Origin of the sequence: Cryobacterium sp. SO1 (assembly GCF_004210215.2) — a bacterium.
GTDB lineage: Bacteria > Actinomycetota > Actinomycetes > Actinomycetales > Microbacteriaceae > Cryobacterium.
Window position 1 is genome coordinate 2,991,142 of the sequence record NZ_CP067394.1, and the last position, 25,699, is coordinate 3,016,840.

Annotated in this window: 23 protein-coding genes; 8 read left to right on the forward strand and 15 right to left on the reverse strand. The window is 69.5% G+C overall.

Features of this window, described 5'->3' with window-relative positions; genetic code table 11:
* Window positions 1-124 precede the first annotated feature (124 nt).
* The 4 genes from BJQ95_RS14145 to BJQ95_RS14160 all read right to left on the reverse strand — a co-directional run bounded on the left by BJQ95_RS14145 (window position 125) and on the right by BJQ95_RS14160 (window position 5,473).
* Complete coding sequence (locus BJQ95_RS14145; RefSeq protein WP_130177077.1) at window positions 125-1,459, reverse strand: ABC transporter substrate-binding protein; 1,335 nt, start codon at window positions 1,457-1,459, stop codon at window positions 125-127.
* Window positions 1,460-1,557: 98 nt separating this feature from the next.
* The gene (locus BJQ95_RS14150) at window positions 1,558-2,475 is read right to left on the reverse strand and encodes a carbohydrate ABC transporter permease (protein WP_130177076.1); all 918 of its coding nucleotides are present in this window, start codon (window positions 2,473-2,475) and stop codon (window positions 1,558-1,560) included.
* A complete protein-coding gene (locus BJQ95_RS14155) occupies window positions 2,472-3,413 on the reverse strand; it encodes a carbohydrate ABC transporter permease (RefSeq protein ID WP_130177075.1) in 942 nt (313 codons plus the stop codon). Before BJQ95_RS14155 ends, BJQ95_RS14150 begins: the two co-directional genes overlap by 4 nt.
* Complete coding sequence (locus BJQ95_RS14160) at window positions 3,410-5,473, reverse strand: beta-galactosidase (RefSeq protein ID WP_130177074.1); 2,064 nt, start codon at window positions 5,471-5,473, stop codon at window positions 3,410-3,412. The genes BJQ95_RS14155 and BJQ95_RS14160 overlap by 4 nt, the downstream gene beginning before the upstream one ends.
* Window positions 5,474-5,642: 169 nt before the next feature.
* Between BJQ95_RS14160 and BJQ95_RS14165 the strand changes: the two genes are divergently transcribed.
* From BJQ95_RS14165 to BJQ95_RS14175, 3 genes are all read left to right on the forward strand, one after another.
* Window positions 5,643-6,665: a LacI family DNA-binding transcriptional regulator gene (locus tag BJQ95_RS14165; RefSeq protein WP_130177073.1), complete on the forward strand. Its 1,023-nt coding sequence runs from the start codon at window positions 5,643-5,645 to the stop codon at window positions 6,663-6,665.
* A 211-nt stretch (window positions 6,666-6,876) separates the two neighbouring features.
* On the forward strand, window positions 6,877-7,146 hold the full coding sequence (locus tag BJQ95_RS14170; RefSeq protein ID WP_370688340.1) for an acylphosphatase: 270 nt from the start codon (window positions 6,877-6,879) through the stop codon (window positions 7,144-7,146).
* Between the two features lie 60 nt (window positions 7,147-7,206).
* Window positions 7,207-7,977, forward strand: a complete 771-nt coding sequence (locus BJQ95_RS14175) for a Pr6Pr family membrane protein (RefSeq protein ID WP_130177071.1) — start codon at window positions 7,207-7,209, stop codon at window positions 7,975-7,977.
* Between the two features lie 60 nt (window positions 7,978-8,037).
* Here the strand turns inward: BJQ95_RS14175 and BJQ95_RS14180 are convergent, their stop codons facing one another.
* The 7 genes from BJQ95_RS14180 to BJQ95_RS14210 all read right to left on the reverse strand — a co-directional run bounded on the left by BJQ95_RS14180 (window position 8,038) and on the right by BJQ95_RS14210 (window position 16,313).
* On the reverse strand, window positions 8,038-8,307 hold the full coding sequence (locus BJQ95_RS14180) for a hypothetical protein (RefSeq protein ID WP_130177070.1): 270 nt from the start codon (window positions 8,305-8,307) through the stop codon (window positions 8,038-8,040).
* Between the two features lie 274 nt (window positions 8,308-8,581).
* Window positions 8,582-10,018, reverse strand: a complete 1,437-nt coding sequence (locus BJQ95_RS14185; protein WP_256041392.1) for a flavin monoamine oxidase family protein — start codon at window positions 10,016-10,018, stop codon at window positions 8,582-8,584.
* 251 nt (window positions 10,019-10,269) lie between these two features.
* Window positions 10,270-11,895: a methyltransferase gene (locus tag BJQ95_RS14190; protein ID WP_240694926.1), complete on the reverse strand. Its 1,626-nt coding sequence runs from the start codon at window positions 11,893-11,895 to the stop codon at window positions 10,270-10,272.
* A 244-nt stretch (window positions 11,896-12,139) separates the two neighbouring features.
* Complete coding sequence (locus BJQ95_RS14195) at window positions 12,140-13,321, reverse strand: NAD(P)/FAD-dependent oxidoreductase (RefSeq protein WP_130179151.1); 1,182 nt, start codon at window positions 13,319-13,321, stop codon at window positions 12,140-12,142.
* Window positions 13,314-14,009: a methyltransferase domain-containing protein gene (locus tag BJQ95_RS14200; protein ID WP_240694927.1), complete on the reverse strand. Its 696-nt coding sequence runs from the start codon at window positions 14,007-14,009 to the stop codon at window positions 13,314-13,316. The genes BJQ95_RS14195 and BJQ95_RS14200 overlap by 8 nt, the downstream gene beginning before the upstream one ends.
* Before the next feature lie 48 nt (window positions 14,010-14,057).
* On the reverse strand, window positions 14,058-15,305 hold the full coding sequence (locus BJQ95_RS14205; RefSeq protein ID WP_130179152.1) for a type III polyketide synthase: 1,248 nt from the start codon (window positions 15,303-15,305) through the stop codon (window positions 14,058-14,060).
* A gap of 171 nt (window positions 15,306-15,476) precedes the next feature.
* Complete coding sequence (locus tag BJQ95_RS14210; protein ID WP_240694928.1) at window positions 15,477-16,313, reverse strand: phosphatase PAP2 family protein; 837 nt, start codon at window positions 16,311-16,313, stop codon at window positions 15,477-15,479.
* A 125-nt stretch (window positions 16,314-16,438) separates the two neighbouring features.
* On the opposite strand from BJQ95_RS14210, the gene BJQ95_RS14215 reads away from it, so the two are divergent.
* Both BJQ95_RS14215 and BJQ95_RS14220 read left to right on the forward strand, forming a co-directional pair.
* On the forward strand, window positions 16,439-16,675 hold the full coding sequence (locus BJQ95_RS14215; RefSeq protein ID WP_130179153.1) for a hypothetical protein: 237 nt from the start codon (window positions 16,439-16,441) through the stop codon (window positions 16,673-16,675).
* A gap of 303 nt (window positions 16,676-16,978) precedes the next feature.
* On the forward strand, window positions 16,979-17,917 hold the full coding sequence (locus tag BJQ95_RS14220; protein ID WP_130179154.1) for a phosphodiesterase: 939 nt from the start codon (window positions 16,979-16,981) through the stop codon (window positions 17,915-17,917).
* On the opposite strand, the gene BJQ95_RS14225 is transcribed toward BJQ95_RS14220, so the two are convergent.
* The gene (locus BJQ95_RS14225; RefSeq protein ID WP_130179155.1) at window positions 17,847-19,664 is read right to left on the reverse strand and encodes a stealth family protein; all 1,818 of its coding nucleotides are present in this window, start codon (window positions 19,662-19,664) and stop codon (window positions 17,847-17,849) included. The genes BJQ95_RS14220 and BJQ95_RS14225 overlap by 71 nt on opposite strands.
* A 403-nt stretch (window positions 19,665-20,067) precedes the next feature.
* Complete coding sequence (locus BJQ95_RS14230; RefSeq protein ID WP_240694929.1) at window positions 20,068-22,053, reverse strand: thioredoxin domain-containing protein; 1,986 nt, start codon at window positions 22,051-22,053, stop codon at window positions 20,068-20,070.
* Window positions 22,054-22,340: 287 nt separating this feature from the next.
* On the opposite strand from BJQ95_RS14230, the gene BJQ95_RS14235 reads away from it, so the two are divergent.
* From BJQ95_RS14235 to BJQ95_RS14245, 3 genes are all read left to right on the forward strand, one after another.
* Window positions 22,341-22,757 carry a hypothetical protein gene (locus BJQ95_RS14235; RefSeq protein ID WP_130179156.1) on the forward strand — a complete coding sequence of 139 codons (417 nt, stop codon included), beginning with the start codon at window positions 22,341-22,343 and terminating at the stop codon, window positions 22,755-22,757.
* Between the two features lie 296 nt (window positions 22,758-23,053).
* A complete protein-coding gene (locus tag BJQ95_RS14240) occupies window positions 23,054-23,314 on the forward strand; it encodes a PLDc N-terminal domain-containing protein (RefSeq protein WP_130179157.1) in 261 nt (86 codons plus the stop codon).
* A gap of 66 nt (window positions 23,315-23,380) precedes the next feature.
* Window positions 23,381-24,160 carry a J domain-containing protein gene (locus BJQ95_RS14245; RefSeq protein WP_256041394.1) on the forward strand — a complete coding sequence of 260 codons (780 nt, stop codon included), beginning with the start codon at window positions 23,381-23,383 and terminating at the stop codon, window positions 24,158-24,160.
* Window positions 24,161-24,273: 113 nt separating this feature from the next.
* Here BJQ95_RS14245 and pnuC read toward each other — a convergent pair whose 3' ends face one another.
* Entirely contained in the window at window positions 24,274-24,939 is a 666-nt protein-coding gene (gene pnuC, locus BJQ95_RS14250; protein WP_130179159.1) for a nicotinamide riboside transporter PnuC, read from the reverse strand.
* Between the two features lie 113 nt (window positions 24,940-25,052).
* Window positions 25,053-25,634, reverse strand: a complete 582-nt coding sequence (gene msuE / locus BJQ95_RS14255) for an FMN reductase (protein ID WP_130179160.1) — start codon at window positions 25,632-25,634, stop codon at window positions 25,053-25,055.
* Window positions 25,635-25,699 lie beyond the last annotated feature (65 nt).

Consider the following 25,699-nt stretch of genomic DNA (forward strand, 5'->3'; position numbering starts at 1 on the left):
CGCCCAAAACTGCTAGTCCGAACGCACACCCACTAGCAAAAGTGGGCGAGCCTTGTCCCCGACACGAGAGTACCGCCCGGCACGAGAGGCGCCGGGCGGTACGGGTATCACGCGAACGGGTCAGCTACTCCTTGACGGGAATGGACTGCGCCTGCAGCGCCTTGATCGTGGCGCTCTGACCGGTGGTCAGTGCCTCGGCCAGGGTGCCGTTACCGCTCACGGCGGCCTTGAAGCCGTCCGAGACATCGTTGTACGTCTGGGTCATGGTCGGGCCCCAGACGAAGTCAGCCGAGACCTCGCCGGATGCCTTCGCGAAGACGTCGTAGATCGGCTGGTCGCCGTAGAACTCCACGCCTTCCTTGAGCACGGGGAGGTCCAGGCCGGCCTTGGCGGCCGGGTACAGGTTCGCCGACTCGTTGAGCATGGTGAGCGACTCGCTGGAGCTGTTCAGCCACAGGGCGAACTGCGCGGCTTCGTACGGGTGCTTGGAACCGGTGAACACTGCGGTGGACGAGCCACCCCAGTTGCCACTGGCCTCATCGCCGGCTTCCCACTGCGGGGAGGCCGCGACGGCCCACTTGCCCGCGGTGTCGGGCGCGCCGCTGGCGATGGAGTTTGCACCCCAGGCTGCGGAGTTCCAGGTCCATGCGGCGCCGGTGTTGTAGGCGTTGTCCCACTCGGTGGTCCACGGCGGCTGGGTCGAGACGAGGTCCCGGTCGATCAGGTCCTGCCAGTAGTCGGCGACCTTGATGGACTCGTCGCCGGTGAGGTCGACGTTCCAGTCGGTGCCGTCGTTGCCGAACCAGGTGCCGCCGGCCTGCCAGACGAGTCCGGCGAACTGGTTGATGTCACTCTGCGAGAAGTTGGTGATGTACGAACCGGTGGCACGCACCTGCTCGGCCGCCGTGGCGAACTCGGCCCAGGTGGTGGGGATCGCGATGCCGTTGGCCTCGAAGAGGTCGGCCCGGTAGAACATGGCCATGGGGCCGGAGTCCTGCGGGATGGCGTAGGCGGCGTCGTCCTCGTTGAAGCTGACCTGTCCCCAGGTCCAGTCGACGAAGTCTGCCTTGGCGTCCAGGACACCGTCGCAGGATGCGAGGTTCATCAGGCCGTCCTGCACCCGGAAGTTGGGCAGGGCGTCGTATTCGATCTGGCCGAGGTCGGGCGCGTTGCCGGCCTCGAGCTGGTTGAAGAAGTTGGCATAGGTGCCGCCGTTGCCGTTCGGGCCGGTCTGCACAGCCACCTGGATGTCGGGGTTGGCCTCGTTCCACACGTCGACGACGTCTTCGATGCCGGGGATCCAGGACGTGAAGGTCAGGTCGACCTTGCCCTCGGCGGGCTCGCAGGCGGCAGCGTCGTCGCCACCGGTGGTGGTGTCGCCGGCAGCGGAGCAGCCGGTCAGGGCCACCGTGGCTGCGGTGAGCAGGGCAACGGTGGCCGCTCTCTTGGTGATTCGCATTGTTTTCCTTTGTTGGGTTTTCGCTGAAAAGGAGTGGTGCAAGGTGGTGCAGGATGGTGCGGGTAAGGCTGGTCGTGCGGTCAAAAAGTTGAGGGAGACTACTTGACGCTGCCGGCGCCGAGGCCGTTGCGCCAGAAGCGCTGCAGCAGCAGGAACAGAATGATCAGCGGGACGATCGACAGCAGCGCGCCGATGAGCACGTAGCCGCGCAGTTCGGGGATCTGGTTGACCTGCGAGTTCCAGGCGTAGAGGCCCAGGGTGACGGGGAACAGGGTCTCGTCGCGCAGCATGATCAGCGGCAGGAAGAAGTTGTTCCAGATGGCCACGAACTGGAAGAGGAACACCGTCACCAGGGCGGGGAACATCAGCTTCACCGAGACGGTGAAGAAGGTGCGCACCTCGCCGGCGCCGTCGAGACGGGCGGCCTCGATGAGTTCATCCGGCACGCTCGCCGCGGCGAAGATGCGGGTGAGGTACACGCCGAACGGGCTGACCAGGCTGGGCAGGAACACCGCCCAGAAGGTGTTGGTGAGGCTGACCTGGCTGAAGATCAGGAACAGCGGCAGCGCCAGCGCGGTGGCGGGCACCAGCACCCCGCCGAGCACGATGTTGAAGAGCAGTTCCCGGCCCGGGAAGCGGTACTTCGCCAAGGCGTAACCGCACATGGCGGCGAACAGGGTGGCCAGCAGGGCGCCGGCGCCGGCGTAGAGGGCACTGTTGAGCATCCACTTGAGGAAGACGCCGTCACGGTAGGCCACCAGGTTGCCGATGTTGGCGAACAGGTTGAAGTCGGCGAACCAGAGCGGGTTGGTGTTGGTGAACTGCGTGCTGCTCTTGGTGCCGGCGATGAACAGCCACCAGATCGGGATGAGGAAGTAGAGCGTGAAGACGAGCATCACGGTCATCGCGCCGATCCGGGAAAGCGGGCTCTCCTTGGCGACCTTCGGAGCCGGGTTGTTGTTCCTGGCACGCTTCGCGGCGCGGGTGGCGGCCGGAGTCTCGGTGAGGGCGCTCATTTGCCTTCCTTCCGCTGGGTGAACTTGAGGAACGAGAACGAGAGCACGAAGGTGGCCAGGGCCAGCACCACGCTGAACGCGGCGGCGAGACTCACGTTGGGGATGGAGGAGGTGGAGTAGACCATCAGGTTGGGCGTGAAGGTGCTGGTCACGGCGGAGCTGAAGGTGCGGAACACCTGCGGTTCGGCGAGTAGCTGGAGGGTGCCGATGATGGAGAAGATGCCGGTGAGCACGATCGCGGGCATGATCAGCGGGATCTTGATCGACCAGGCGATGCGCAGCTGCCCGGCGCCGTCGAGGCGGGCGGCCTCGTAGATCTCGGTGGGGATCGCCAGCAGGGCCGAGTAGATGATGAGCATGTTGTAGCCCACGTAAACCCAGGTGACGACGTTGGCGATGGCCCAGAGCACCAGGTCGGCGGAGAGGAAGCTGACGTTGCTGGTCAGCGCCGTGAACGGCGACAGGTTGGGCGAGTAGAGGAAGCCCCACATGATCGCGGCGATGACGCCGGGGACGGCATAGGGCACGAAGAACGCGAGCCTGAAGAAGCGCTTGCCGCGGAGCAGCGGGGAATCCAGCAGCAGCGCGAAGAGCAGCGCCAGGCCGAGCATCACCGGCACCTGCACCACGCCGAAGGCGAGCACCCGGCCGATGGATTCCCAGAACGGTCCGTTCTGGAACACCGCGATGTACTGCGTCAGCCCGCCGAAGACCTGGGTGGCCTTGCCGAAGGTGCCGTCGCGCTCCACCACGAGCAGCGACTGGTAGATCGCGTACCCGATCGGGATCAGGTAGAACAGCGTGAACAGCACGGCGAAGGGCACGATGAAAATCGCGATCGCGCGCGGGTGCGCAACCTTGATCCTGCGGGGCCGGGCTGCCGGGCTGCGGGGTGCCGCGCTCCGGGCATCCGCGGCCGGAAGGGCTGGTGCGCTCATGATGCGGGGTCCTCTCTGATGACGCGAACGGCTCCGGCCGGTACGCGCAGGGTGCTGGCGATGGTGGCGCCGGTGACGAGCTCGACCCCCGCCGCGCTCACCTCCACGTCGGTGTCGCCGTGGTTGATGATGAAGCGGTAGGAGCGGTCGGCTGCGGCGCGACGGATGACCTCGACCAGGCCGTCACCCTCCGGGCCGGCCGCGGTGACGCGGGCCTGCCCGGCGATGGTGCGGAGAATGTCGCGGTAGGTGTCGGAGTCGGGCGCGGTGGCCAGGTACCAGGCGGTGCCGGCGCCGTGCCGGTTGCGGGTGAGCGCGGGCACACCGGTGAGGGCGCCGTCAGTGTAGTGCGCCACGGCCTCGGCCCCGGCCAGCTGCAGGCGCTCGGTCCACAGGGTGCCGGTCGCGTCGGCGGTCAGCCCGATCGGGGCGTGCAGGCCCACAGCGCTGCCCGGTGGCAGAGGCACGAACTCTTCCACGCGCACGCCGAGCAGGTCGCGGAAGGCGCCGGGGTAGCCGCCGAGGCGTACCCGGTCGTCTTCGTCGACGATGCCGCTGTAGAAGGTGACCAGGGTGTGGCCGCCGTCGGCGACGAAACCGGTGAGGTTGGCGGCCTGCGCGTCGGTGGCCAGGTACAGCGCGGGCACCACGACGAGGGTGTAGCCGGCCAGGTCGGCATCCGGCGAGACGATGTCGACGGTGACGCCCAGCCGGTGCAACGCGGTGTAGGCGGCGTGCACCTGCTCGAGGTATTTCACCGACTTGGACGGCCGGGATTCACCGTCGCCGGCCCACCAGGCCTCCCAGCTGAACAGGATCGCGGTATCCGCCACGACGCGGCTGCCGATGACCTCGTCGAGCCTGTCCAAGGTCGCGCCGAGTTCCACGACCTCGCGCCAGAGCACGGTGTCGGTGCCGGCGTGCGGCACCAGGGCGGAATGGAACTTCTCCGAGCCCTGCTGGGAGGCGCGCCACTGGAAGAAACAGATTGCCTCGGCACCGCGGGCCACATGGGCAAGCGAGTTGCGGGTGAGCTCCCCCGGCGTCTTGGCCAGGTTCATCGGCTGCCAGTTGACGGCGCTGGTGGCCTGCTCCATCAGCAGCCAGGCATCGCCGCCGGCCAGGCCGCGGGTGAGGTCGGCGGCGAAGGCCAGCTCGGTGGTCGGGTCGGCGAGGCGGTGGTCGAGGTAGTGGTCATTGGCGACCACGTCGACCGCGGATGCCCAGCGCCAGTAGTCGAGGTTCTTGATGTGCGCGGTGACCATGAAGTTCGTCGTGACCGGCACGGCGCTGTGCCGGCGGATGACGGCCTCTTCGGCGCGGTAGTAGCCGAGCAGTTCGTCGGAGCTGAACCGCTGGAAGTCGAGCACCTGGCCCGGGTTGCGGCTGGACAGGGTGAGCCGGGGGGTGTGCACCTCGGCCCAGGCGGTGTAGCGCTGGCTCCAGAAGCTCGTGCCCCAGGCGGCGTTGAGGGCGCCGATGGTGCAGTACTTGGCCTCGAGCCAGAGCCGGAAGGCGGCGGCGGTGTCGTCGTCGTAGCAGAGCGCGTTGTGGCAACCGAGCTCGTTGGACACATGCCAGAGGACCACGGCCGGGTGGTCGCCGTAGCGCCGGGCCACCTGCTCCACCAGGCGCAGCGCGTGCTCGCGGAACACCGGCGAGCTCGGGCACCAGGCCTGGCGGCCGCCGGGGTAGCGGGTGGTGCCGTCCTCGGTCTGCGGCAGGATCTCCGGGTGCAGCGTGGTCAACCACGGCGGCGGAGAGGAGGTGCCGGTGCCCAGGTTCACCCGGATGCCGTGATCGTGCAGCAGGTCCACGATGATGTCGAGCAGGGTGAAGTCGTACTCCCCCGGAGCCGGTTCGAGGGCGGACCAGCCGAAGATGTTGATCGCAACGAGGTCGACGCCGGCCTGCTGCATGAGCACGACGTCTTCGGCCCAGACCTCCGGTCCCCACTGCTCGGGGTTGTAGTCGCAGCCGTAGGCGATGCCGTTCTGCACGAACGGGGTCGCCGCGGTGACCTGGTGCGTCACGGCCGGGGTGGCTACTGGGGTGTTCATCTGCTCCTGCTTCTGCGGTACCGGCCCGGTGGGACCAGCCTCGATCTGTCGTTCTGTGAACGTGCACAGATCGAGAAGCAAATGACTCCTCATTGAGTGTCTGTGAACGTACACAGAGTATGTACAGCGCGGCCGCTATGTCAAGCCGACGGACGGGTACAGTTATCGAATGGTGACGATTCCGGGGCGGCGCAGGCGCGCGACGATCCACGACGTCGCCGCGGAAGCCGGGGTCTCCCGCGGCACCGTCAGCCGGGTGGTGAACAACGAGCCCTACGTCTCGGCCGAGGCTCGCGTGGCCATCGAGGCGGCCATCGAGAAGGTCGGCTACGTGCCGAACACAGCCGCGCGCAACCTCGTGATGCAGCGCTCCCAGGCGGTGGGCCTGATCGTGCACGAGCCGCACTCCCTGTTCCTCGAGGACCCGAACATCGGCGAAATCATGCTCGGCGCCAACTCCGCCCTCTCCCAAGCCGACTACCAGATGGTGAGCCTGGTCATCGAGTCCGAGCGCGACACCGAACGGGTGGCGCGCTACCTCAGCGGCGGTTTCGTCGACGGGGTCGTCGTGGTGTCGGCCCGAGAACAAGACCCGATCACCCGGGTGATCGAACGGTTGGACCTGCCGGCGGCGTTTGTCGGACATCCGCAGGATCTGCGCGACCTGCCGTACGTGGGAATCAACAACCGGGCCGCGGCCCGAGCCATCACCGAACGCCTGATTGGTACCGGCCGCCGCCGTATCGGCATGATTGCCGCAGCGCTGGACCGCGACTCCGGCTCCGACCGGCTGGCCGGCTTCACGGATGCCCTGGGCGAACGGTTCGACCCCGCCCTGGTGGCTCCGGTGCCGCTGTACACCTACGCCGACGGCCGCGACGGCATGAGCGCGCTGCTCGCCCAGGATCCGCTGATCGACGGCGTCTTCGCGGCCTCCGACGTGATCGCGGCCGGCGCGCTGAACGCCCTGCGTGAGGCCGGCCGGCGGGTGCCGGAGGATGTGGGCATCGTCGGCTTCGACGACAGCGCCTGGGCCCTGCGCTGCCAGCCGCTGCTCTCCACCGTGCGCCAGCCCGCGAAGGGCCTGGGCCAACGCGCGGCCGAGTCGGTGCTCAGCCAGCTGCGCGGTGAGGCGCCCGAGCTCGGCGGCATCCTGCTCGACACCCAAATCGTCTGGCGCGACTCGGCCTAACCCGCGGCGGCCGATCTCGGCTCAGCCGCACCGCTGGTCGAGCCGGTCGCGACCCCGCGAGCCCAACTGGTCCCGCTGCGGACATTTGCACCCGGCACACCGGGTGCAATTGTCCGAACGGGTAAGTGTTACATCTGGAACCGCGGCGGCAGCGACGCCGCCGGGGTTGCCGCGGTTGCCGGGGCGGCGGTGGGCGCACAGAATGGGCAACGTGAGTCGGAAGCGAGTGATCGTGAACGGGATGGTGCAGGGCGTGGCGTTTCGGTACTACACCGAGGCGCAGGCCGGCACCCTGGGCCTGGGCGGTTACGTGCGCAACCGGCCAGACGGCGCCGTTGAAGCCGAGATCGAGGGCGACGACGACGCCGTCGAACGGATGCTGGCCTGGCTGCACACCGGACCGCGCTCGGCGAGTGTGGAGTCGGTGCAGGTGACCGACCTGGCCGAACACGGCGAGGCGAGTTTCAGCATCCGCCTGTAGCCAGCCCGCCCGAACCGGGGATGGCCACGGGCGAGGGACTCTCTGGCGTACCGTGGGAGTATGGGCGCGCAGGCATCCGGTCCCGGCCGGACGGGACCGACGGTGCGCGAATCCTCTCGGCCGCGGGGGGAACCGAATGAGCGCGAGCCGTCGCGCGCGCGCCGGCGCCTGACTCTGCGCTCCAGCTACGGCATCGGCCGGCTTGTGCTGGCGGTGGCGGGCGTCATCGGCCTGATCGGCAACTACGAGTATGTGCTGCTGTTCCCCACCTTCGCCGCGTACAACGTCTTCAGCTATTTCACGGTGCAAAGCGCGATCGCGGCGGTGATCGCGTTTGTGCTCGGCGCGATCGTGGCGTTCCGGCAGGAGAAGGACCCGCAGTGGCTGGACCTGTTCCGGGCGCTCGTGACGACGTACATCCTGGTGTCCGGGATCGTATTCCTCACCATCGTCATCCAGTCGTCATCCCGCGACTACGCGATCGAGGTGCCCTGGCCGAGCCAGGTGCTGCACTTCTACATCCCCGTGATCGCGCTGCTCGATTGGCTGACCGACACCGGCAAGGCCCGGCTGTCCTGGCGCTTCCTGCGCTGGATCCTGCCCTACCCCATCGCCTGGGGCGTCTTCACGCTCGTGCGCGGCTCGTTCGTGGGCTGGTACCCGTACTTCTTCCTCGACCCCGCTCAGGTCAGCGGCCCGCTCGAAACGCTGCTGTACTGCCTGATAGCGGTGGTGCTGCTCCTGGGCATCGCGGCGGTGCTCGTGGCCACATCGCGGCTCAGTTGGCGGCCCCGGCCGCGCGGCGACCGAACCTCGTCGGTGCCGAACTAGACCGGCCGGCGGGGCGGATGCCAGCGGGGCGGATGCCGGCCAACAGGCCGGCATCACCCGCTACTGCTCGACCGGAACGAAGGTGTACTGGCTGGTGAGGTGCTCGGACTCGCAGGTGCCGCAGTACAGCACGCCGGAAGCCTGCATGGCGGACACCCGCGGCGAGCACTGGATCACCTTCGGGCCGCAGCACGGTGAGATCACCATGAAGGCCCCGGGCTCTGCAGCGGCGTGACCGCTCAGGCTCCGGTGGTGGTGGCTGCCCTCGCAGGGCAGATTGGTATCGAAGTCGAGCAACGACATGGAATCAAGATTGGTCAGAATATACATGTTTCACACGGTCAATCAGCAGAGGCATTGGCCGCGGTGCAGATGCACCGGGATCGCGACCGCACCCGGTGTCCGACGGTGAAAGGCGCCCGACCAGACACCGTCGGCACGACCAGCAGGGAAACGACTGGATCTACCCCGTGGGGCGTCCCTGAGATGGGCGGCCCCGTTACCGACTAGACGTTTCGAGGAGAATACACCGGGACTCTGAGTTTTACTCGTTAATGTTTCAGCGGCAACGTGGCCGATTCGGCGGCCTCTGCAGAAAGGCCGGTCAGGGCGTGGGCGTGGCCGTCGGGACGATCGCGAACGGCTCGAGGCTGCGCAGCGCCGCGTCGGTGAAGGTGGTGTCATCGGACTTCGCCAACCCCAGGGCCTTCTCTCCGCTGACGAAGCCCACCAGGATCGGCTCGTTGGTCAGCGGCATCATGTTCACCCAGACTCTGAAGTCCAGGGTGTCGTCACCGACCGTGGTCCACAGGGCGGCATCGGTGTCCCAGAACGGTTCGTCGAAGCGCAGCCAGATCTTGTCCTGAACGCCCATTCCTAGCGCGGCGATCGCGCCCCGGTGCGCGAACGGCAGCGGCGGGTCGAATTCGATGACGTCGCTCTTGAGCACGCCCAGCGGCACGGTCACGATCGCCCGGTCCACGGTGAGTGATTCGCCGGTGCCCAGGCGCAGACTCACGGATGTCTCGCTGTGCGCCACGCGGGTCACCACGCTGGAGTAGAGCACGTCCAGGCCGGCCGCGTCCTCGTCGAGCAGGGTGCGGTAGCCGCCGAGCACGATGCGGGTGTCGTCGGCGGCCGTGGCCTCGGGGGTGGGGGCATACCAGCCGGACATCTCGTCGGTCGAGGCGCCGGACTCCAGGGTGGTGGAGGTGGCAAGCTGGTAGTCCAGCCAGTCGGCGTCGGAGACGCCGGCGTCACCATCCGTCGACGACAGCGTGGCCGAGCCGGTGGCGACGAGCGCCTTGGCCAGGGAGGTGTCTTGGGCCTCGGCGGCGGCCCAGGCCAGCGCCGCAGTGACGGCGCCGGAGCCGACGGGCGAGACCGGGGTGACGGTGCCGTCCGGGGTGCGGGCCTCCGGGTCAGTCGGGAACGCCGCGTGCGAGACCTCGAGGCCGGTGAACTCCTCGTCCAGGGAGTGGGCGTTGCTAGCCACGATGAACGACGGGCCGAGCTCGACGGGTATCGGCCACGAGTCATTGGTGACGGTGTGGATGCGGCCGCCGAGCCTGTCACGGGCCTCGATGACGAGCACGGTCAACCCGGCGTCGGCGAGCAACCGGGCGGCGGCGATGCCGGCGGCGCCGGCGCCGATCACGGCCACCCGCTCGCCGGGTTCGGCGACATCCGTCACGGCCCTGGCGGCGCGCTGGCCGGAGCCGCGGGCGCCCTGCACGGTGCCGGGCGCGGTGTCGGAGAGCGCCTCGCCGGCGAAGAAGAGCCGCTCAAGGATGGGTTCGGCGAGGTCTTCGCGCTGCTGCGGTGTCGAGGAGACCGCCGCGAAGCTGTAGGACCCGCGGGCGAACGGGTCGTCCGACCAGGAACTGCGCAGCATGTCCTGGGGCTGCGGCACCAGGGAGGGCGCGGGCGTGGTGCTGGGGGTGGGCGTGCCCGTCGGGGTGGGCTTGGGCGGCACGCACCCGGTGAGCGCGAGCAGCGAGAGCCCGGTGAGGGAGCTGATCAGAAAGGTTCGACGTTCCATACCTGCGTTCGCGTCATGCGACGCCCTCCTCTCGGACCCTCGAAGTGGTACCCCTCACGCTACCTCAGCGTGCGGACGCCGGCTTTCGACCGAGCGTGGGCGCGCCGGTCCCCCGTGCGGCGCCGCAACTGTTCCCCGTGCGGACAAAGGGTCCCGGCACACCGGGTGCACTTGTCCGCTTTGGCACCAGTTGGGCGGGGCGGGGGCGGGGCGGGGCTGGGGCGGGCGGATGCGGCGGCGGTCGAGCCCGGTCAGGCGCCGGAGCCGGCCGCGGGCGGCTCGAGGAACCCGTCGTCGAGCAGGGCGCGCACCCGGGGCAGCAGCTCGACCCGCAACGCCGCCGCGTCGGCGTCGAGCAGCTGGGCGATCGCGTCGATGATGGCGCCCACCGGCAGCTCGCCGTCGCAGGCGCCGATCAGGGCGGCCTGGGCGGTGTCCAGCGACACCGACCGGCCGAAGCCGCCGCCCTGGTGCAGGGTCAGCAGCGTGGGGTCTTCCTGACCGGGCCAGAAGTGGCGTTCCTCGGTGACGTCGGAGGCCACGGTGAGGGTGCTGCGGCTCAGCGCGTCGTCGTCCAGTCCGGCCTGCCAGTCGTGCGCGGCCAGGCACTCGGCCAGGTGGTGGCCGATGCCGGCCGGGTTGTGGCCGAGGGCCTCCGGCAGGCGTTCGAGCCGCAGCAGGCGGGGCCGGGCCGGCGCGGCGGCGCGGCGGCGGGCATCCGTCGGGCGGCGCAGCAGCATGTAGCCGAAGCCCACCTGGCGCACCCCGCGCGCCTCGAAGTCGTCGAGCCAGGCGCCGTAGAGCCGGTCGAAGTCGGGGGTGTCCGGGCGGGTGCCGCCGTCGCGGATCCAGGTCTCGGCGTAGCCGGTAGGCGCCTGCACCTCGCGTTCGATGATCCAGACGTCCAACGGGGCCTCCCCGCCGGCGGGGCGCTCCAGCCAGCCGGTCAGCCGGTCGAAGGCGTCGTCGTCGTGGTACTCCCAGTTGCCGAGCAGCTGCGCCACCCCGCCGGCGGTGAGGTGTTCCGCGGCGCCGCGCACCACCGCCTCGACGAGGGCGTCCCCGACGAGGCCACCGTCGCGGTACTCGTAGCTGGGCACACCCTCCACCCGCGGGGTGATCACGAACGGCGGGTTGGAGATGATGTGGTCGAAGCGCTCCCCCGCCACCGGGTCGAACAGGCTGCCGAGCCGGAACTCGATGTTCTCGACACCGTTCAGCCGTGCGTTCAACGCGGCGAGCTCGAGGGCGCGCTCGGAGATGTCGGTGGCCACCACGCGGGCGGCGTGCCGGGAGGCGTGCAGGGCCTGGATGCCGCAGCCGGTGCCGAGATCCAGCGCGCTCTCGACCGGGGTGGGGATCATCAGGGCGCTCAGGGTGAGCGAGGCACCGCCGACGCCGAGCACGTGCCCTTCGCCGAGCGGATGCCCCAGGGCCAGTTCGCCCAGGTCCGACGTGATCCACCAACTGCCGGCACCGTGCGCGTCCACGAAACTGTACGGCCGCAGCTCCACCATCGGTGCCACCCGAGCCGCGCCGGTGTCCACGGTCGGGTTGTCGATGGTGCCGGTGTGCGCGTGGTGAGCGGTGACCAGGCCGAGCGTCTCGGCACCGTCGAGGCCGAGGGAGGGCAGGGCGGCCGCCAGCTCGGCGCGGTCGACGGGCAGGCCGAGCACGAAGAGCTGGGCGAGCACAACATTGGCCTCCGGCACGGTGAGGGTGGCGCGCAGCCGGGCGAGCGCCCGCAGGGCCGGCACCCGCTGGTTGCGGTGCAGGGCGGCATCCGCTTCGATGCCCCACACCCCGGTCAGGGCGGTCACCGAGAAGTTGGCGGCGGCGAGGTCGGCGCGGAGCAGGTCGATCACGGGTCCAGTCACCCCTCTATTCAACTGCACGAGCGGCGACCGGTCTTCCGCTGGTCGAGCTTGTCGAGACCCCGCACGAGGTCTCGACAAGCTCGACCAACGAAACGGGAACGACTCGCAGACCACGTCACCAGGTCTCGACAAGCTCGACCAACGAAACGGGAACGACTCGCAGACCACGTCACCAGGTCTCGACAAGCTCGACCGACGAGGAAGGTACGACCGACGAGACCGGCACGGCCGGAGTGGAGACCCGCTAGAGCCAGCGCATCGTGAACGCCCTCGTGAGCAGGCTGTTCAGCGGCGGGGTCGCGAGCACCCGCACGACCACGTTGCGCAGCCGCAGCCGGAGCCCGCGGGCGGGCCGGCCCATGGCCATGTTGAAGCCGGCCTGCCTGGCGGCCATCCGGGCGCTCCGGCGCCGGCGCCGATCGTAGCCGGCGAGGGTCACCCTGGCCTCGATCGGCTGCGCGAGCGCGTGTGTGAGCGCGGGTGCCAGCGCCACGGCGTCGAGCCAACCCAGGTTCATGCCCTGCCCGCCGATCGGGCTGATCTCGTGCGCGGCATCCCCCGCCAGCAGCACCCGGCCCTGCACCATCGTGGCGGCCAGCCGTTGCCGCACCGAGAACGAGCTCGGCTGTGCATCCGACGCCGGCAGCAGCACGCCGGTGCGCCCCAGGACCAGAGCCGTCAGCTCGTCGATCGACGCATCCGGCATCAGGGCGGGCGTCATCGCCACCCACCGCCGCCGCCCGTTCGGCAGCGGGAACGACTCCACGACACCGCCCCGTTCGAAGAACAGCACGGCCTCACTGCCGTGCTCGCCGGTGTCCGGGTAGTCGGCCATCAGGTAGGTCTCCCCGCCGCCGAGCGGCCGGGAGGCGATGCCGACGGCGTCGCGCAGCTGGCCGCGGGCGCCGTCGGCGACCACCACGTAGCGTGCCGAACCCACGATCTCGAGCCCGGTGTCGCCGTCGTGCTCGTCGGATGCGTCGACGGCCGTCCCGACGCCGGGCTCGGCGATCACGTCTACGTGGTGGCCGCGATCGTGCAGCATGCCCACGCCCACACCCGAGCGCAGGCCGTCCGGTCGCAGCTGCTCGAACCGTGCACGCAGCACCGCCTCGGTCTCGTGCTGCGGCAGGGCCACGACAAACGGGAATCGCCCCGTCATCCGCGCGAACGAGAGCCGCCCGAGGGTGCGGCCGCCGCTTTGCACACTGCCGGCCTCGATGCGCACGGCGCGGGCGAGCACCTGCTCGGCCACGCCGGCCTGCCCAAGCACCCGCATCGACGGCGGGTGGATGCCGATGGCCCTGGCCAGCATCGACGGTTCGGTGCGCCGTTCGAGCACCTCAACGTCCACGCCGCGTTCGGCCAGCAGGCAGGCCAGCAGAATACCCACCGGGCCGCCGCCGACCACGATCACGTCACGCATGCGTTCGCCTTCCCTCGGCCGGCTGCGCTGCGGCGACAGCGGGGGCCTGCCAACAGAGCATCAGCCGGTACGGCACCTCCCGGCGCACGGTCCAGCCCGGCGGCGCCACGGCGGAGAGCTCCCGCCAGGTGAAACTGCGCCGGATCGAGGTGAGCCCGTCGGCGCGAATGAAGGAGCGGCGGAAGAACGGCCAGGTGCCCAGCCCGAAGCCGAGGTAGGCCAGCGGGGCCCGTTCGATGTCGCCGTGCAGCACGATGCCCCGGCTGAGCCGTTCGGAGTCCACCAGCAGGGCGCCGAGCTCGGCGCCGGTGAGGTGGTGCAGCACGTGGTTGGAGAGCACAATGTCGTAGCGCTCCCCCGCGGCGACGAGGTCGCTGCTGAGCGCCCGGCGAAAGTCCAGGCCGGGCAGCGGCGGGTGGGCGGTCGCGTAGGCATGCGCCCGGGCATCCGGGTCGATCGCCCGCACCCGCAGGCGCAGCCCGTCCCGGGCCGCCCAGCGGGCCAGCGACCTGGCCACGTCGCCGCCACCGGAGCCGATGTCGAGCAGGCTGGTGTCGGTGGCGGCCGACAACCGGGGCCGGATGTCACGCCGGTAGGTGTGCCGCAGCCCGGAAACCACGGCGTTGACGTACCGGAAGTTCGCGTAGGTGCGCCGCAACGTCTCGGCGTCGCAGTGCGGATCGTCCATGATCTCGACAGCGTCGACCGCCCGTTCGCGGAGCCTGGGCAGCACTGCTCAGCCGCGCTGCACGGTCATCAGGCCGGACTCCACGGTCAGACCGGGTCCGAACGCCATGGCACAGACCCGGTCGCCGTCGGCGGTGGCCTCACCGTCGAGGATCGCCTTCATGACAAAGAGGATGGTGGCGCTGGACATATTGCCGTTGGTGCGCAGGATCTCCCGTGACGGCACCAGTTGCGCCTCGGTGAGACCGAGTTTGGCCTCGGTCTTGTCCAGGATGCTGCGCCCGCCTGGATGGATCGCCCAGTGCGCGATCGCGGTACTCAGCTGTGACCCGGGCGACGCGGCCGTGAGCACCTGACCGGAGCTCTCCCCGCCGTCCTGGGACTGCTCCTGCGCCTGCGCGGCCAGCACGCCGGCCTCGGCGACCACGTCCGCCGCGAGGGCCCGGGTGAGCGACTCGTCCCGGCCGAACAGGGGTGCAAGGGCCGACTCGATGTGCTCGTCGATGATGTGCGGCACGTAGGAGCTCAGCACCATCTCGAAGCCCTCGTCGCCGATCTTCCAGGCCATGTCGCCCTCGCCCACGGGCGTGATCACGGTCTCGAAGTGGTCCAGGTTCAGGGCGTTCTCGCCGGCGACCGGTGGGCGGCTGCTCACGATTCCGGCGGCCGCGCCATCCGAGAACAGCGACGAGGCCACGATCGTGTCGGGGTCGCTGGAGGTACGCAGGTGCAGCGAGCACAGTTCGGCGCTGACCACGAGCACCACGGCGTCCGGGTCGGCCTCCACGAACTGTTTGGCCGTGCGGAGCGCCGGCATCGCCGCGTAGCAGCCCATGAAACCGAGGTGGTAGCGCTGGGTCGACGGCGCCAGGCCGAGTTCTCGCACCAGCATGTAGTCCGGGCCCGGTGCGTAGAAGCCCGTGCACGACACCGTGACGACGTGGGTGATGTCGCCGGCTTCCAGCCCCGGGCAGGCGGCCAGGGCGCGCCGGCCGGCCTCGACGAACAGCTTGGTGGCCTGCTCGATGTAGAGCTCGTTGCGCGCCCGGGTGCCGGGCACCAGTAGCCGCTGGGTCTTGGCGTCGAAGAACTGCGGCTCGGCCACATCCGCGTCGAGGGTGAGTTCCTCGATCACGGTATGCCGGGTATCGATCCCGGACAGGTTGAAGGACGCGGTCACCAACCGCTGAGCCAACCGGCTGAGGCCGGGTTGGGCGGCGAAGATATCCCTGACCTGCTCCTGAACAAGGACGGTGGGAGGGACAACGGTCTGGAGCGCTCTCAGCGTGACGGCCATGCCCCAGTGTTACACGCACCGCGCCGTAGGCACATCCCCCGCGCGGCGAGCCGGCCAGCTCCCAGTACCGCCGGGGTGCACAACTCCTGCAATTTCTCGATCAGGCCGGCAGCGGCAGGGGTAATTCCGCGGAAGTGCGTGCCGGCCGGCGGATTCTGCAGGAGTTGCGCTCTACGGCAGGCTGTCGAACAGTCGGGTGGCGGTGATGGCGAGCACGAAGCCCACCGCGACGATCGCGGTGACGGCGCCGAGATAGGCCACCGGCGCATCCGAGATGCCGAACGCCCCGGTGGCGCCGATGCCCGCGGCCACCGCGGTGACGATCGCGGCGAGAACGGCGATCCAGGTCTGCAACTTCAACCCCACCCGGGCCGGGGTGGGGATGCCGGTGGTGCGTTGCCGGCCGCCGGCTCGGGTGAGAACGGCTCCGGCGACACAGCCCCAGAAGGCCACCACGAGCAGCGCAGCGATCACGTCGCTGGGCCGGTGCCACAGACTCACCAGGGTCGACACCCCGGCTGCAACGGCGAACGCGGCTCCGATCGTGCCGGCCAGCCATCGAGTGTGCGGGCTGGCCACGAGAAACACCACCAGCGCGGATGCCGCCGCCACCGTCGTATGCCCGGACGGGAATGAGTTGGGGTCGTAGCCGTCCACGCCGAGGTCGGGGCGGGTGAGGACCACGTTCTTGAGCAGCTGGGTGGTGACCACGGCAGCCATCGCGGCGGTCACGGCGACCACAAGCGGGAACCAGGCCCGCCGTACCGTGGCGATGATGAGGCTGATGATCGCGCCCACGGCCACCATCACCGAGGGAATCAGGTCCAGCAGCCGTTGGGTGACCGTGGTGCCCGTCGTGCCGTTCTCTGCCCCGTTGAAGGCCAGCTGGTCGATACCCTGTCCGGTGACGTCGCGCACGAAAAACAGGTACAGCGCCGCGAAGGCGGCGATGCAGAGCAGCGCGGCGCCGATATAGCGGGTGGGCGTGAGGCGGGAGATCGAGGGCACCCCCTAGTTTCCCACGACTGCATGGGTGAATCGTGAAAGCAAGGTGCACAACAGGTGTGCGCGCCGGACCCGTAGGCGCGCGAATTCTCCCTTGACATGGGGATTCTGTGGCGTAGCGTCGGAATATGTTCAGCAGGAAGACACGACGGGAGCACCCCGAACGGTCGGACAAGGAACGGTCGAACACGGCCCAGCCCGGCCCGGGCCGTTCCCTCGACCGCGGCGGATACCCGGGGCTCGAGGGCGACTTCGAGTCGGAGCGACGGCGGGCCGCTGCGGCCGAGCACGACCACCTCGAACCGTACGAGCAGGGCGAGAACCCGGTGCTGCCGCCCACGGCACCCGGACTCACCCACCCCTGACCGGGCGGCAGCACACTCGCCGGACAGCATCCGGCGCTGGCTAGTGCCCTGGCCCGGCCGAGTCTGCCCGGCCGAGTCTGCCCGGCCGAGTCTGCCCGGCCGAGTCTTCGCTGAGCGCGGCCGGACCCGCTGGCCCGCCACAACCACATCGACCAATGTGAGTTGACCCTGGCCTTTGACCCCGGGTCCTGTCTTTTCGCGTGTTGGACACGCTATGTTCATGTTTCTCTGATCGACTTGTTTGTGTAGCATCCGCAGCGCAATCCCCGTAAAGTGCCTAAGTACCAAACGAATGGAAGCTCCGTGAGCATTCGAACGGCCGAATACCCCAGGCCGGATTATTTCCTTCTCCACCTCAGCGACACGCACCTGCTCGCAGACGGCAATCGTCTCTACGGCAGCGTGGACAGTGCCGCACACGTCGAACGGTTGTTCGCGGATGTCGAAGCATCCGGCGGGCGGCCCAACGCGATCATCATCACCGGCGACCTTGCCGACAAGGGCGAGCCCCACGCCTACGCGCAGCTGCGTGGCATCGTCGAACCCGCGGCCGCCCGCATGGGCGCCAAGGTGCTCTGGGTGATGGGCAACCACGACAACCGGGCGAACTTCCGCACCGAGCTGCTCGACCAGGAGCCCAGCCAAGCCCCGATCGACCACGTCGACTACGTCGGCGGGCTGCGCATCATCACCCTCGACACCACGGTGCCCGGCAGCCACTACGGCGAGATCTCCGAGCGTCAGCTCGAATGGCTCGGCGAGCAGCTGAAAGTCCCGGCGCCGGACGGCACCATCCTCGCCATGCACCACCCGCCGGTGCCGAGCATGCTCGACCTGTCGGTGGCGGTGGAGCTGCGTGACCAGGCCAGCCTCGCGCAGGTGCTCCGCGGCACGGATGTGCGCAGCATCCTGGCCGGACACCTGCACTACTCCTCCACCGCCACCTTCGCCGGCATTCCGGTGTCGGTCGCGTCGGCGACCTGTTACACGCAGGACCTCAACGTTCCCGTCGGCGGCACCCGCGGCCGGGACGGCGCGCGGGCGTTCAACCTCGTGCACGTCTACGCCGACACCGTGCTGCACTCGGTGGTGCCGCTGGGCGAATACGAGCCGCTGGACTACGTCGACGCCGCCGAAAGCGCCCGTCGCCTCGCCGCATCCGGCATCGAGATCATGGCTGCGGGAAGTCTCCCCGCATACCGCGAGCCGCCAATGACCACGCCGATCCGGATTCTGCGCTGACGTCACCGTTGCCCAGCCCGAGGGCGCTCTCGATGAGGGTGTCCTCGCCGTGCTGGCTCGCCGCGATCACGCTTTCGCGTTCCCACGGCGCCACGATCGGGAAGTAACGCTCGAGGAAGTCGGTGACGGCCGCGGTGCGCACCTCGTCGCTGATCTCGGGGAAGCTGCCGTCGTTCAGGCAGAACATGTCCTGGTCGCGGCGCTTGAGCAGCTTGTTCATCTGCCGCAGCGCCAGCTTGAGTGTGGTCTCCACGTAAAGGGAGCGGGCCTGGGTCTGCTCCACGGCGCGGCCGGTGGCCAGCGCGTAGTAGTGGTACAGCGAGTTTGTCACCGAGATGTCGGTGGCCGAGCGGAACCGGCTGGCCATGGTGCGACGGAAGTCCTCGGGGAATTCAGCCTCCAGCTCGGCCATGACGCTCTTGCGCAGCGGGGCCGGAGTGTGCTCGAGGTGCCGGGTGGTGACCTTGCCGAATCGTTCGCGCAGTAATGCACGGTTCACCCGGGCGGCGTTCTCGAACCCGCTGCGGCTCGGGTCGTTGTCGCCGAGGCCGATGCGGGTCGCAGCCTCGACGAACTTGGTGACACCGCCGGGTGAGAAGAACAGCTCAGGTCCCACCGGACGGCCGAAGAACATGTCGTCGTTGGAGTAGATGAAGTGCTCGGCGATGCCCGGGATGTGGTGCAGCTGGCTCTCTACGGCGTGCGAATTGTGGGTGGGCAGCACCGAGACGTCCGGGAAGAAGTCTTCGCTGTTCATGATGGTCACCCGCGGGTGATCTACCAGCCACTCGGGAGCCGGCGAGTCGGTGGCGATGAAGATGCGGCGCACCCACGGCGCGAACATGTAGACGCTCCGCAGGGCGTACTTGAGTTCGTCGATCTGGCGGAAGCGGGCATCCGAGTCGTCGCCGGAGCCTGTGACGTACCCGGCCATGCGCAGGGCGCGGGCCTTCTGGAAGTCGCTGGAGGAGCCGTCCACCCAGGAGAAGACCAGGTCGATGTCGAAGCTGATGTCGCTGACCAGGTCGTCGAACATGTTCTGCAGGGTGCGCCAGGTGCGGCCGAACAGCTCGACCGTGGTCTCGCGGGCCTCGGCGCGCGGCAGCCGGCGGCGCATCAGGGCGTTCTCGACGGGGGCGACGATCTCGTCCTCGCCGAACCGCCACAACTCGAGCTGGAACGCGGTTTCGGCGCCGTAGCGGAGCCGGCCGATCGGTTCGATCCGCGGCTGGTAGACCCTGAACACGTCGGAGGTGCCCAGCGTCGCGAGGGCGCCGTCAGCGGCGAGGATCGGCCGGGCGGGGTCGCCGTCGAGCGGCTTGAGGTAGAAGGGCGTGTTGGCGAAAGCCTCGGCCAGAGCGCGGCTGATCTTCTTGCGGCGCTTGCGGTTGACCGCGATGACCGGGCGGTCGTGATCGCCGCGCACCAGCAGGTAGTCGATGCCGGCGGTGTCGAGGGCGTCGGCCAGGGCGAGCAGATCGCTGACCCTGGATTCGTGCGGGGTGAAGTGACCGTTGATCAGGGCGATCTCGCCCTTGCGCACGACAACGTCGTCGCGGTCGAACCGGCGGGTGCGGTCGTCGAGGGTCAGCAGCACCAGCTCAGGTTCGCTGCTCAGCGAGAGCACCGGAATCGACCCGGTGTCCGGCGTGGAATCGGCGGTGGAAGTCGGTGCGGCCTCGGAGAAGCCGCTGCCGCTTGCGGATCGCGATTGTCGTGCGGAATCGGTGCGGTCAAAGCGTGCCATGGTCCTCCTTGGCGAGAATTACGTGAAGCGGTAACGGATGCAGGGCTGGCTGCGGGTGCGGAGCGGCTGTTCGGGACATGCAGAGGGGGGAACTCCGCGGGGCGGGCATCGATGCGCCAGGCCCCGGAGTATGCGCCCGGTTTTCCCGGGCATCGACATCCCGGTGCAGATCGGGCGAGGGCCCGCTGGGAACAGAGATGTCGATCTAGTGTACGTCGCCGCGGGGTGCGGGTCGTGACCCCGCGCCGCGGCCGGTGGGGCGGCGCGGGCAGCGGGCCCGGCCGCGCCGCTGTCCCCGACTGTGCCCGCTCCGGACAATTGCACCCGGCGTGCCGGGTGCAATTGTCCGGAGCAGGAACAGATAGCGGCTCGAGAAGCGGGCGGGGCGGCGGATGCGAGCGGGTCAGGCGAGTGCGGCGGCATCCGTGGTGGGCAGGCGGCAGACGAAGTCGCGGCAGAGGTAGGCGGTGGGGCGGCCGTCGCGGGTCGTGCGGTCGGCGAACAGGTCGAAGCCGGCTGCGGCAAAGGCTGCGCCCTGCTGCTCGCTGACCACCGCGACCAGGCCGTGGTGTCGCCGTGCGGCGTCAACGAGGGCCTGGGCGGCGTCGCCGGGGCCAGGATCGCCGGGTCCGGCGGGACTCGCGGGCAGCTCGGGTCCGCCGGGACTGGCGGGGCCGGCGGGATCGCCGGGATCGCCGAGATCGCCGAGATCGCCGGGATCGCCGGGATCGCCGGGACCAGTGCTGGCTGGCAGCCCGGGGCCCGGGTTCGGCATCACCACGACGAGTTGCTCGATGGGGGACGTCAGGGCGCTGACCAGGCGGAGGGCGGCGCCGTAGGCGAGCGGGTTGAGCTCGCCCGAGCCGACCAGCCGCCCCATACCGGCCGTGGCCGCGTCGCGGTAGCGGCCCTCGCCGGTGAGCAGGTGCAGCCGCCAGGCGGCCGCGGCGATGGCCGACAGTCCGGACGGGTAGGCGCCCTCGGAGGGGTCGGTGGTCAGGGCCAGGCCCTGACCGGTGAGCACCGGGTCGGCACCTTCCGGAGCGCTGAACCCGCGTCCGGCATCGGGCAGGGTCCGGTCGATCAGCTCCCGGGCGGCGACCGCATAGGCAACCTCGCCCGTGGCCGTGGCGAGCTCGAGCAGGCCGCCGGCGAGCATGCCGTAGTCCTCCAGCGTCGCGACCGCGGGCGAGAGGCGGCCGTCGATGGATGCCCGCACCAGGCTGCCGTCGCCCCGGCGGTGCAGCTCGAGCAGCCGGTCGGCGGCGCGGCGGGCCAGGTGCAGCCAGGTGTCGTCGGCGAAGGCCTGCCCGGCCATCGCGAGCGCCCCGATCGCCAGTCCGTTCCAGCCGGTGAGCACCTTGGCGTCCAGGGCAGGCGGGCTCTGGTCACGGCGGGCGTCTTCGTCGAGGGCGTAGTAGCCGCCTTCGACCCGCACCCCGTCCACGGTGCTCTCCGAGTCCTGGGCGCTCGCGAAGCCGCCGTCGGGCAGCTGCAACACGGCGCCGAGAAAGCGCACCAGGCCCTCGGCCACGATGCGGGCCCAGCGTTCGCCGGTGAGCATCCAGGCCCGGGTGTACAGCTCGAGCAGTTGCGCGTTGTCGTAGAGCATCCGTTCGTAGTGCGGGTCGCTCCAGTCGCGGTTGACGGCGTAACGGAAGAAGCCGCCCTCGATGGGGTCGCGGAGCGGCGACGCGCCCATTCCCTTGAGCGTGCGCAGGGCCAGGTCGCGGCCGTCGGCGCGGTCGAGCAGCAGGGCCAGGGTCGGCGCCGCGGGAAACTTGGGGGCGCCGCCGAAGCCGCCGTAGACCGGGTCTTCGGCGCTCGCCAGCCGGGCAACGGTGTCGGCGAGCCTGGCCTGGTCCGGCACCTCCCCCGCCGACGCCGGCGCTGCCTGGCCGAGCGCTTCGGCCAGGTCGGCCGCGCTGTCTTCGACGGCGTCCCGGCGGTTGATCCAGGCATCCGTGACGGCGGCGAGAACATCGCGAAACGCCGGATGCCCGGGCAGCGGCGTCGGCGGCGAATAGGTGCCGGCGTGGAACGGCCGGCCGGCCGGGGTGACGAACACGTTCAGCGGCCAGCCGAGGTTCTGGGTGAACGCGCCGGCGGCGGCGAGGTAGCTGGTGTCGACATCCGGATGCTCCTCCCGGTCGACCTTGATGCTCACGAACCTCTCGTTGAGGTAGGCGGCCAGCGCTGGGTCGCTGAAGCTCTCGCGGGCCATCACGTGGCACCAGTGGCAGGTGGCGTAGCCGATCGACACGAGAACCGGCACGTCCCGGCGGCGGGCCTCGGCGAAGGCGGCCTCACCCCACGGCTGCCAGTCGACGGGGTTGTCGGCGTGCGAACGCAGGTACGGGCTGATGGCGTCGGCGAGGCGATTGGGCATGGCACCATTGTGACGCGGCGGCCTTCGTGCCGGCTGGTGGCGGCGATATCCGGTGGGTGGCGCGGGTGGCGCGGGTCCGGCTGATGCGGTGGCGTCCGGTCCGGGTGGCGCGGGAGAAGGCTAAGGCAGGTTGACGCTCCCGACATGGTGCTTGCGCGTGTTCCGTGCCACGACATCCTGGGTCACTGCCCGGGTTGGCGCAGACGTTTCTCCTGGGGTAACGCCCTCGGTTTCATTGAGCGTTTGTGTGGGTCCTGAGCTTGGGCCCCACACCTACGATGAAACTCATGCCCAAAGGGATCGGAGACCAAATTTCCTTCAGTGACAATGAGACAAACACCAGCGGACGGCAACGGCCGGAAGGATTAGGGGAAGTTTCGAGAGGTATCGTCGCGCCCGTTGTTCTTTTCATTGTGGACGTGTTCGTTGGTTCGTTGCTGTCGGTCGTACTCCTGTTTATGCAGATGGGAGTCGCCGCGTGTAGCGACCTGAGCGTGCAGTGCGACTATCAGCTTCTCTACGCAACACTGTGGATCACACCGATCGCCACTCTGGCGACCGCGGCCGGTACCATAACCGTGTTGATTCTGCAGCGCCGCCAGCGCACAGCGGCGACTTGGCTCGTGCCCGCACTCGGACTGATGGCAATCGTCATCGCGTTCATAGTCGCCGGGACGCTGCTTGGTGTCGCCATACCGGTCTAGTGATCCTGGGGGATCAGGACTTCGACGTGTGCCTTGAGTTTCCACGCGGCTTTTCCCAGGCGTGACCGATCGGTGTAAGCCTCGAGGTGAGCGTCAATGTTGTGCACTGGCTTGCGGAGATCGGTGGGGGCGAGCGGTTGATCGGCTATGCAGAGTGGGGTGAGGAGCCGGTTATGAACCCTCGCGTAGAACAGCGCGATGCGGGTTCGTTGCGGCAACTCGCGTGCCACGGCCCCGTTTCGGAGGGTTGCCCAACCGGGGGTCGACTGTGAGACTGGAGGGAACGAAGGGTCACCATGGACATCTGGGCACTGCTGCTGGGGATCGGCACGATGGCTTTGATCGCCGTGGCCGTAGTCGTGGTCTTCGGTTCCCTATTCCGCACCCCGATGTCGGGCACCGAGCGGGCGATCTGGGTGCTGATCATCCTCATGTTCCCGGTCGTGGGCGCCTTCGTGTGGTTGTCCTGGGGCCAGGACTCGTTTCGCCGCCGGATCGGGGACTCCCCCGTGGCCGCCGGCCCCGCGCCCGTACCGGCCGAACCACCCCGGCGCTGACCGGACACCCTCCCCCGTCCACCGGCCCATGAGCATCCACCGCCGCCCCGAACCCGGCCGCGCCGCATGAGCGACCGCACGATGACCCCGGCCGAGGCGGCGGCGGTTCTCGAGGTGCCCGTTGATGCCGAACTGGAGCAGGTGGAGCGGGCGTTCAGATTTCACGCCCAGCGCTCGCACCCCGACAGGCTGACCGCCGCGAGCCCGGCCGAGCTGGCCGCGGCGGCCGCCCGGTTCTACAGGATCAGCCAGGCTCGGGCCGTGCTGCGTGAGGCCGAGGCCGAGCGGATGCGCCGGGTCCCCGGCTCCAGCGCGTACCCGCCGGGCGCCACAGGACCCGGCGCCGCGTCGGGGCCCGGTGGCGGTGCGCCTGGCGCCGCGGGCCGGGGCACTGGCCCCGGCGCTGCGGCGGGTCCGGGCGACGCATGGCCCGGCAACGGTTCGGCGCCGTACCGCCCCGGGCCCCTGCCGGGTTGGGCGGACGACGAGCCCGCCCCGCCGCTTGAGCCCGCCGGCCCGTGGCTGTTCTGGGTGTGGACGGGCCTCTACGTGCTGGCCGCCGGCATCTCGTACATCGGCGGGCCGCTCCCCCAGTCCGCACTCGATCTGTGGCTGCGACTGGTGCCGCTCGGGCTGGCATCCGTGGCCTTCGCCCGCACCGGACGCACCGGATACCTGGCGATCGTGCTGGCGTTGGGCGCCGCCACCGCCGTGCTCACCGTGGTGTTCGCCTCGTTCGGTCCGCTCGTGGCGATGCAGCTGCTCATCGCCCCGGTGCTGGGGCTGGTGGCCCTTGGCCGGCCCAAGCAGCTGCGACGTCGGACGCCGCCCCTCCCCGGCGAATAGCGCCCCGGCCCATCTCGCGAAAGCGATGGGCCAAGCACGCGAAGGCGGGGTTGTGGTCACCTCCCGAGCACCAGGCAACCACCCGGCCGCTGTCGCGGAGGGTGGCGGGCGGCTCAGACCAGTGCGCGCTCCACGAGCGCCCGGCGGCGTTGCACCCGGCTCCAGATCACGAAGCCGGTGATGGTGAAGGCTCCGTAGAAGAGGTACAGGATGGCCGAGGCGTAGTAGCCGGCGCTGATCAGCAGCGGCACCCCGACGATGTCGACGGCCACCCAGATCAGCCAGAACTCGGTCCAGCCGCGGGCCATCCCGTAGGTGGCCAACAGCGAGCCGGCGAAGATCCAGGCGTCGGCCCAGACCGGTTCAAAGGAGCCCAGCGCCCGGAAGATCGGGGTGAGAACCAGCGTGCCGACCACCAGGCCCAGACCCAGGCCGATGCGCGCACGGGTGCCGGCCCAGTGCGGGGCGACGGCCACGGTGCCGGCCGAGCGGGTGCGCGACCACTGCACCCAGCCGTAGACCGACACGATGATGAACATGATCTGGCGACCGGCCTGCCCGAGCAGGTTGACCGGGTTGGGGGTGCCGAAGACGGCGCCGAGGAAGACCGTGAAGAGCAACGCGTTGCCGAGGATACCCACCGGCCAGGCCCAGATCTTGCGGCGCATCCCGCCGACGGCGCTGGCGATGCCGAACGCGTTGCCGATGATCTCGCGCCAGAGGATGGTCTGGGTGCCGATCTGCAGCTGGGCGTCAAAGAGCCAATTGATCAGGGACACAAGGTACTTCTCTCCCGGATGGGTCGCATCCGTGCACGTCCCAATGTAAGGCGTTCGGGCGCGGGACTATTCCACGGTGCTATCCGGCGTGCTATCCAGCCGGCGCCGGCATGTCACCAGACGATGGCGGCGGAGTCCGCCGAGAGGTTGGCCGGCAGGCTGGCCCGCACCAGCGGCAGCCCGCGCCGGATAGCCTGGTCGATACGATCGCTGAGCTCGGGGTTGGTCACCCGGTAGTCGGTGAAGTCGGAGTCCTTGGCGTACACCCCCAGCGGCAGGGTGAGCGCCTGGAAGAAGCTGAACAGCGGCCGGAACTGGTGCTCCAGGATCAGCGCGTGCCGATCGCTGCCGCCGGTCGCGGCCAGCAGCACCGGCTTGTCCACCAGCGAGTACTGCTCGACGAAGTCGAAGACGTGCTTGAACAGGCCGGTGAACGACGCCCGGTACACCGGCGACGCCACGATGAGCAGGTCGGCGCCCTCGATGCGCTGCAGGTCGGCCTCGGCCGCGGCGGACAGTTCGTCGCGCCGCAGCGCCCCGCTGAATTCGCGGCCCACCTGGCTGAGCTCGATCAGGTGCACGTCGATGGAGAGTTCACGTTCGAGCGCGGCGAGAATCTCCCGCACCAGGGCGGTGGTCTTCGAGGGCGCGTGCAGGCTGCCGGAGACGGCGACGACGTTCAGGGTGTACGACATACCTCGACGCTAGGTGGCCGGTGCGGCTGCCGCCACCCGTGCCGACACACGGCGTAAGACGGCGG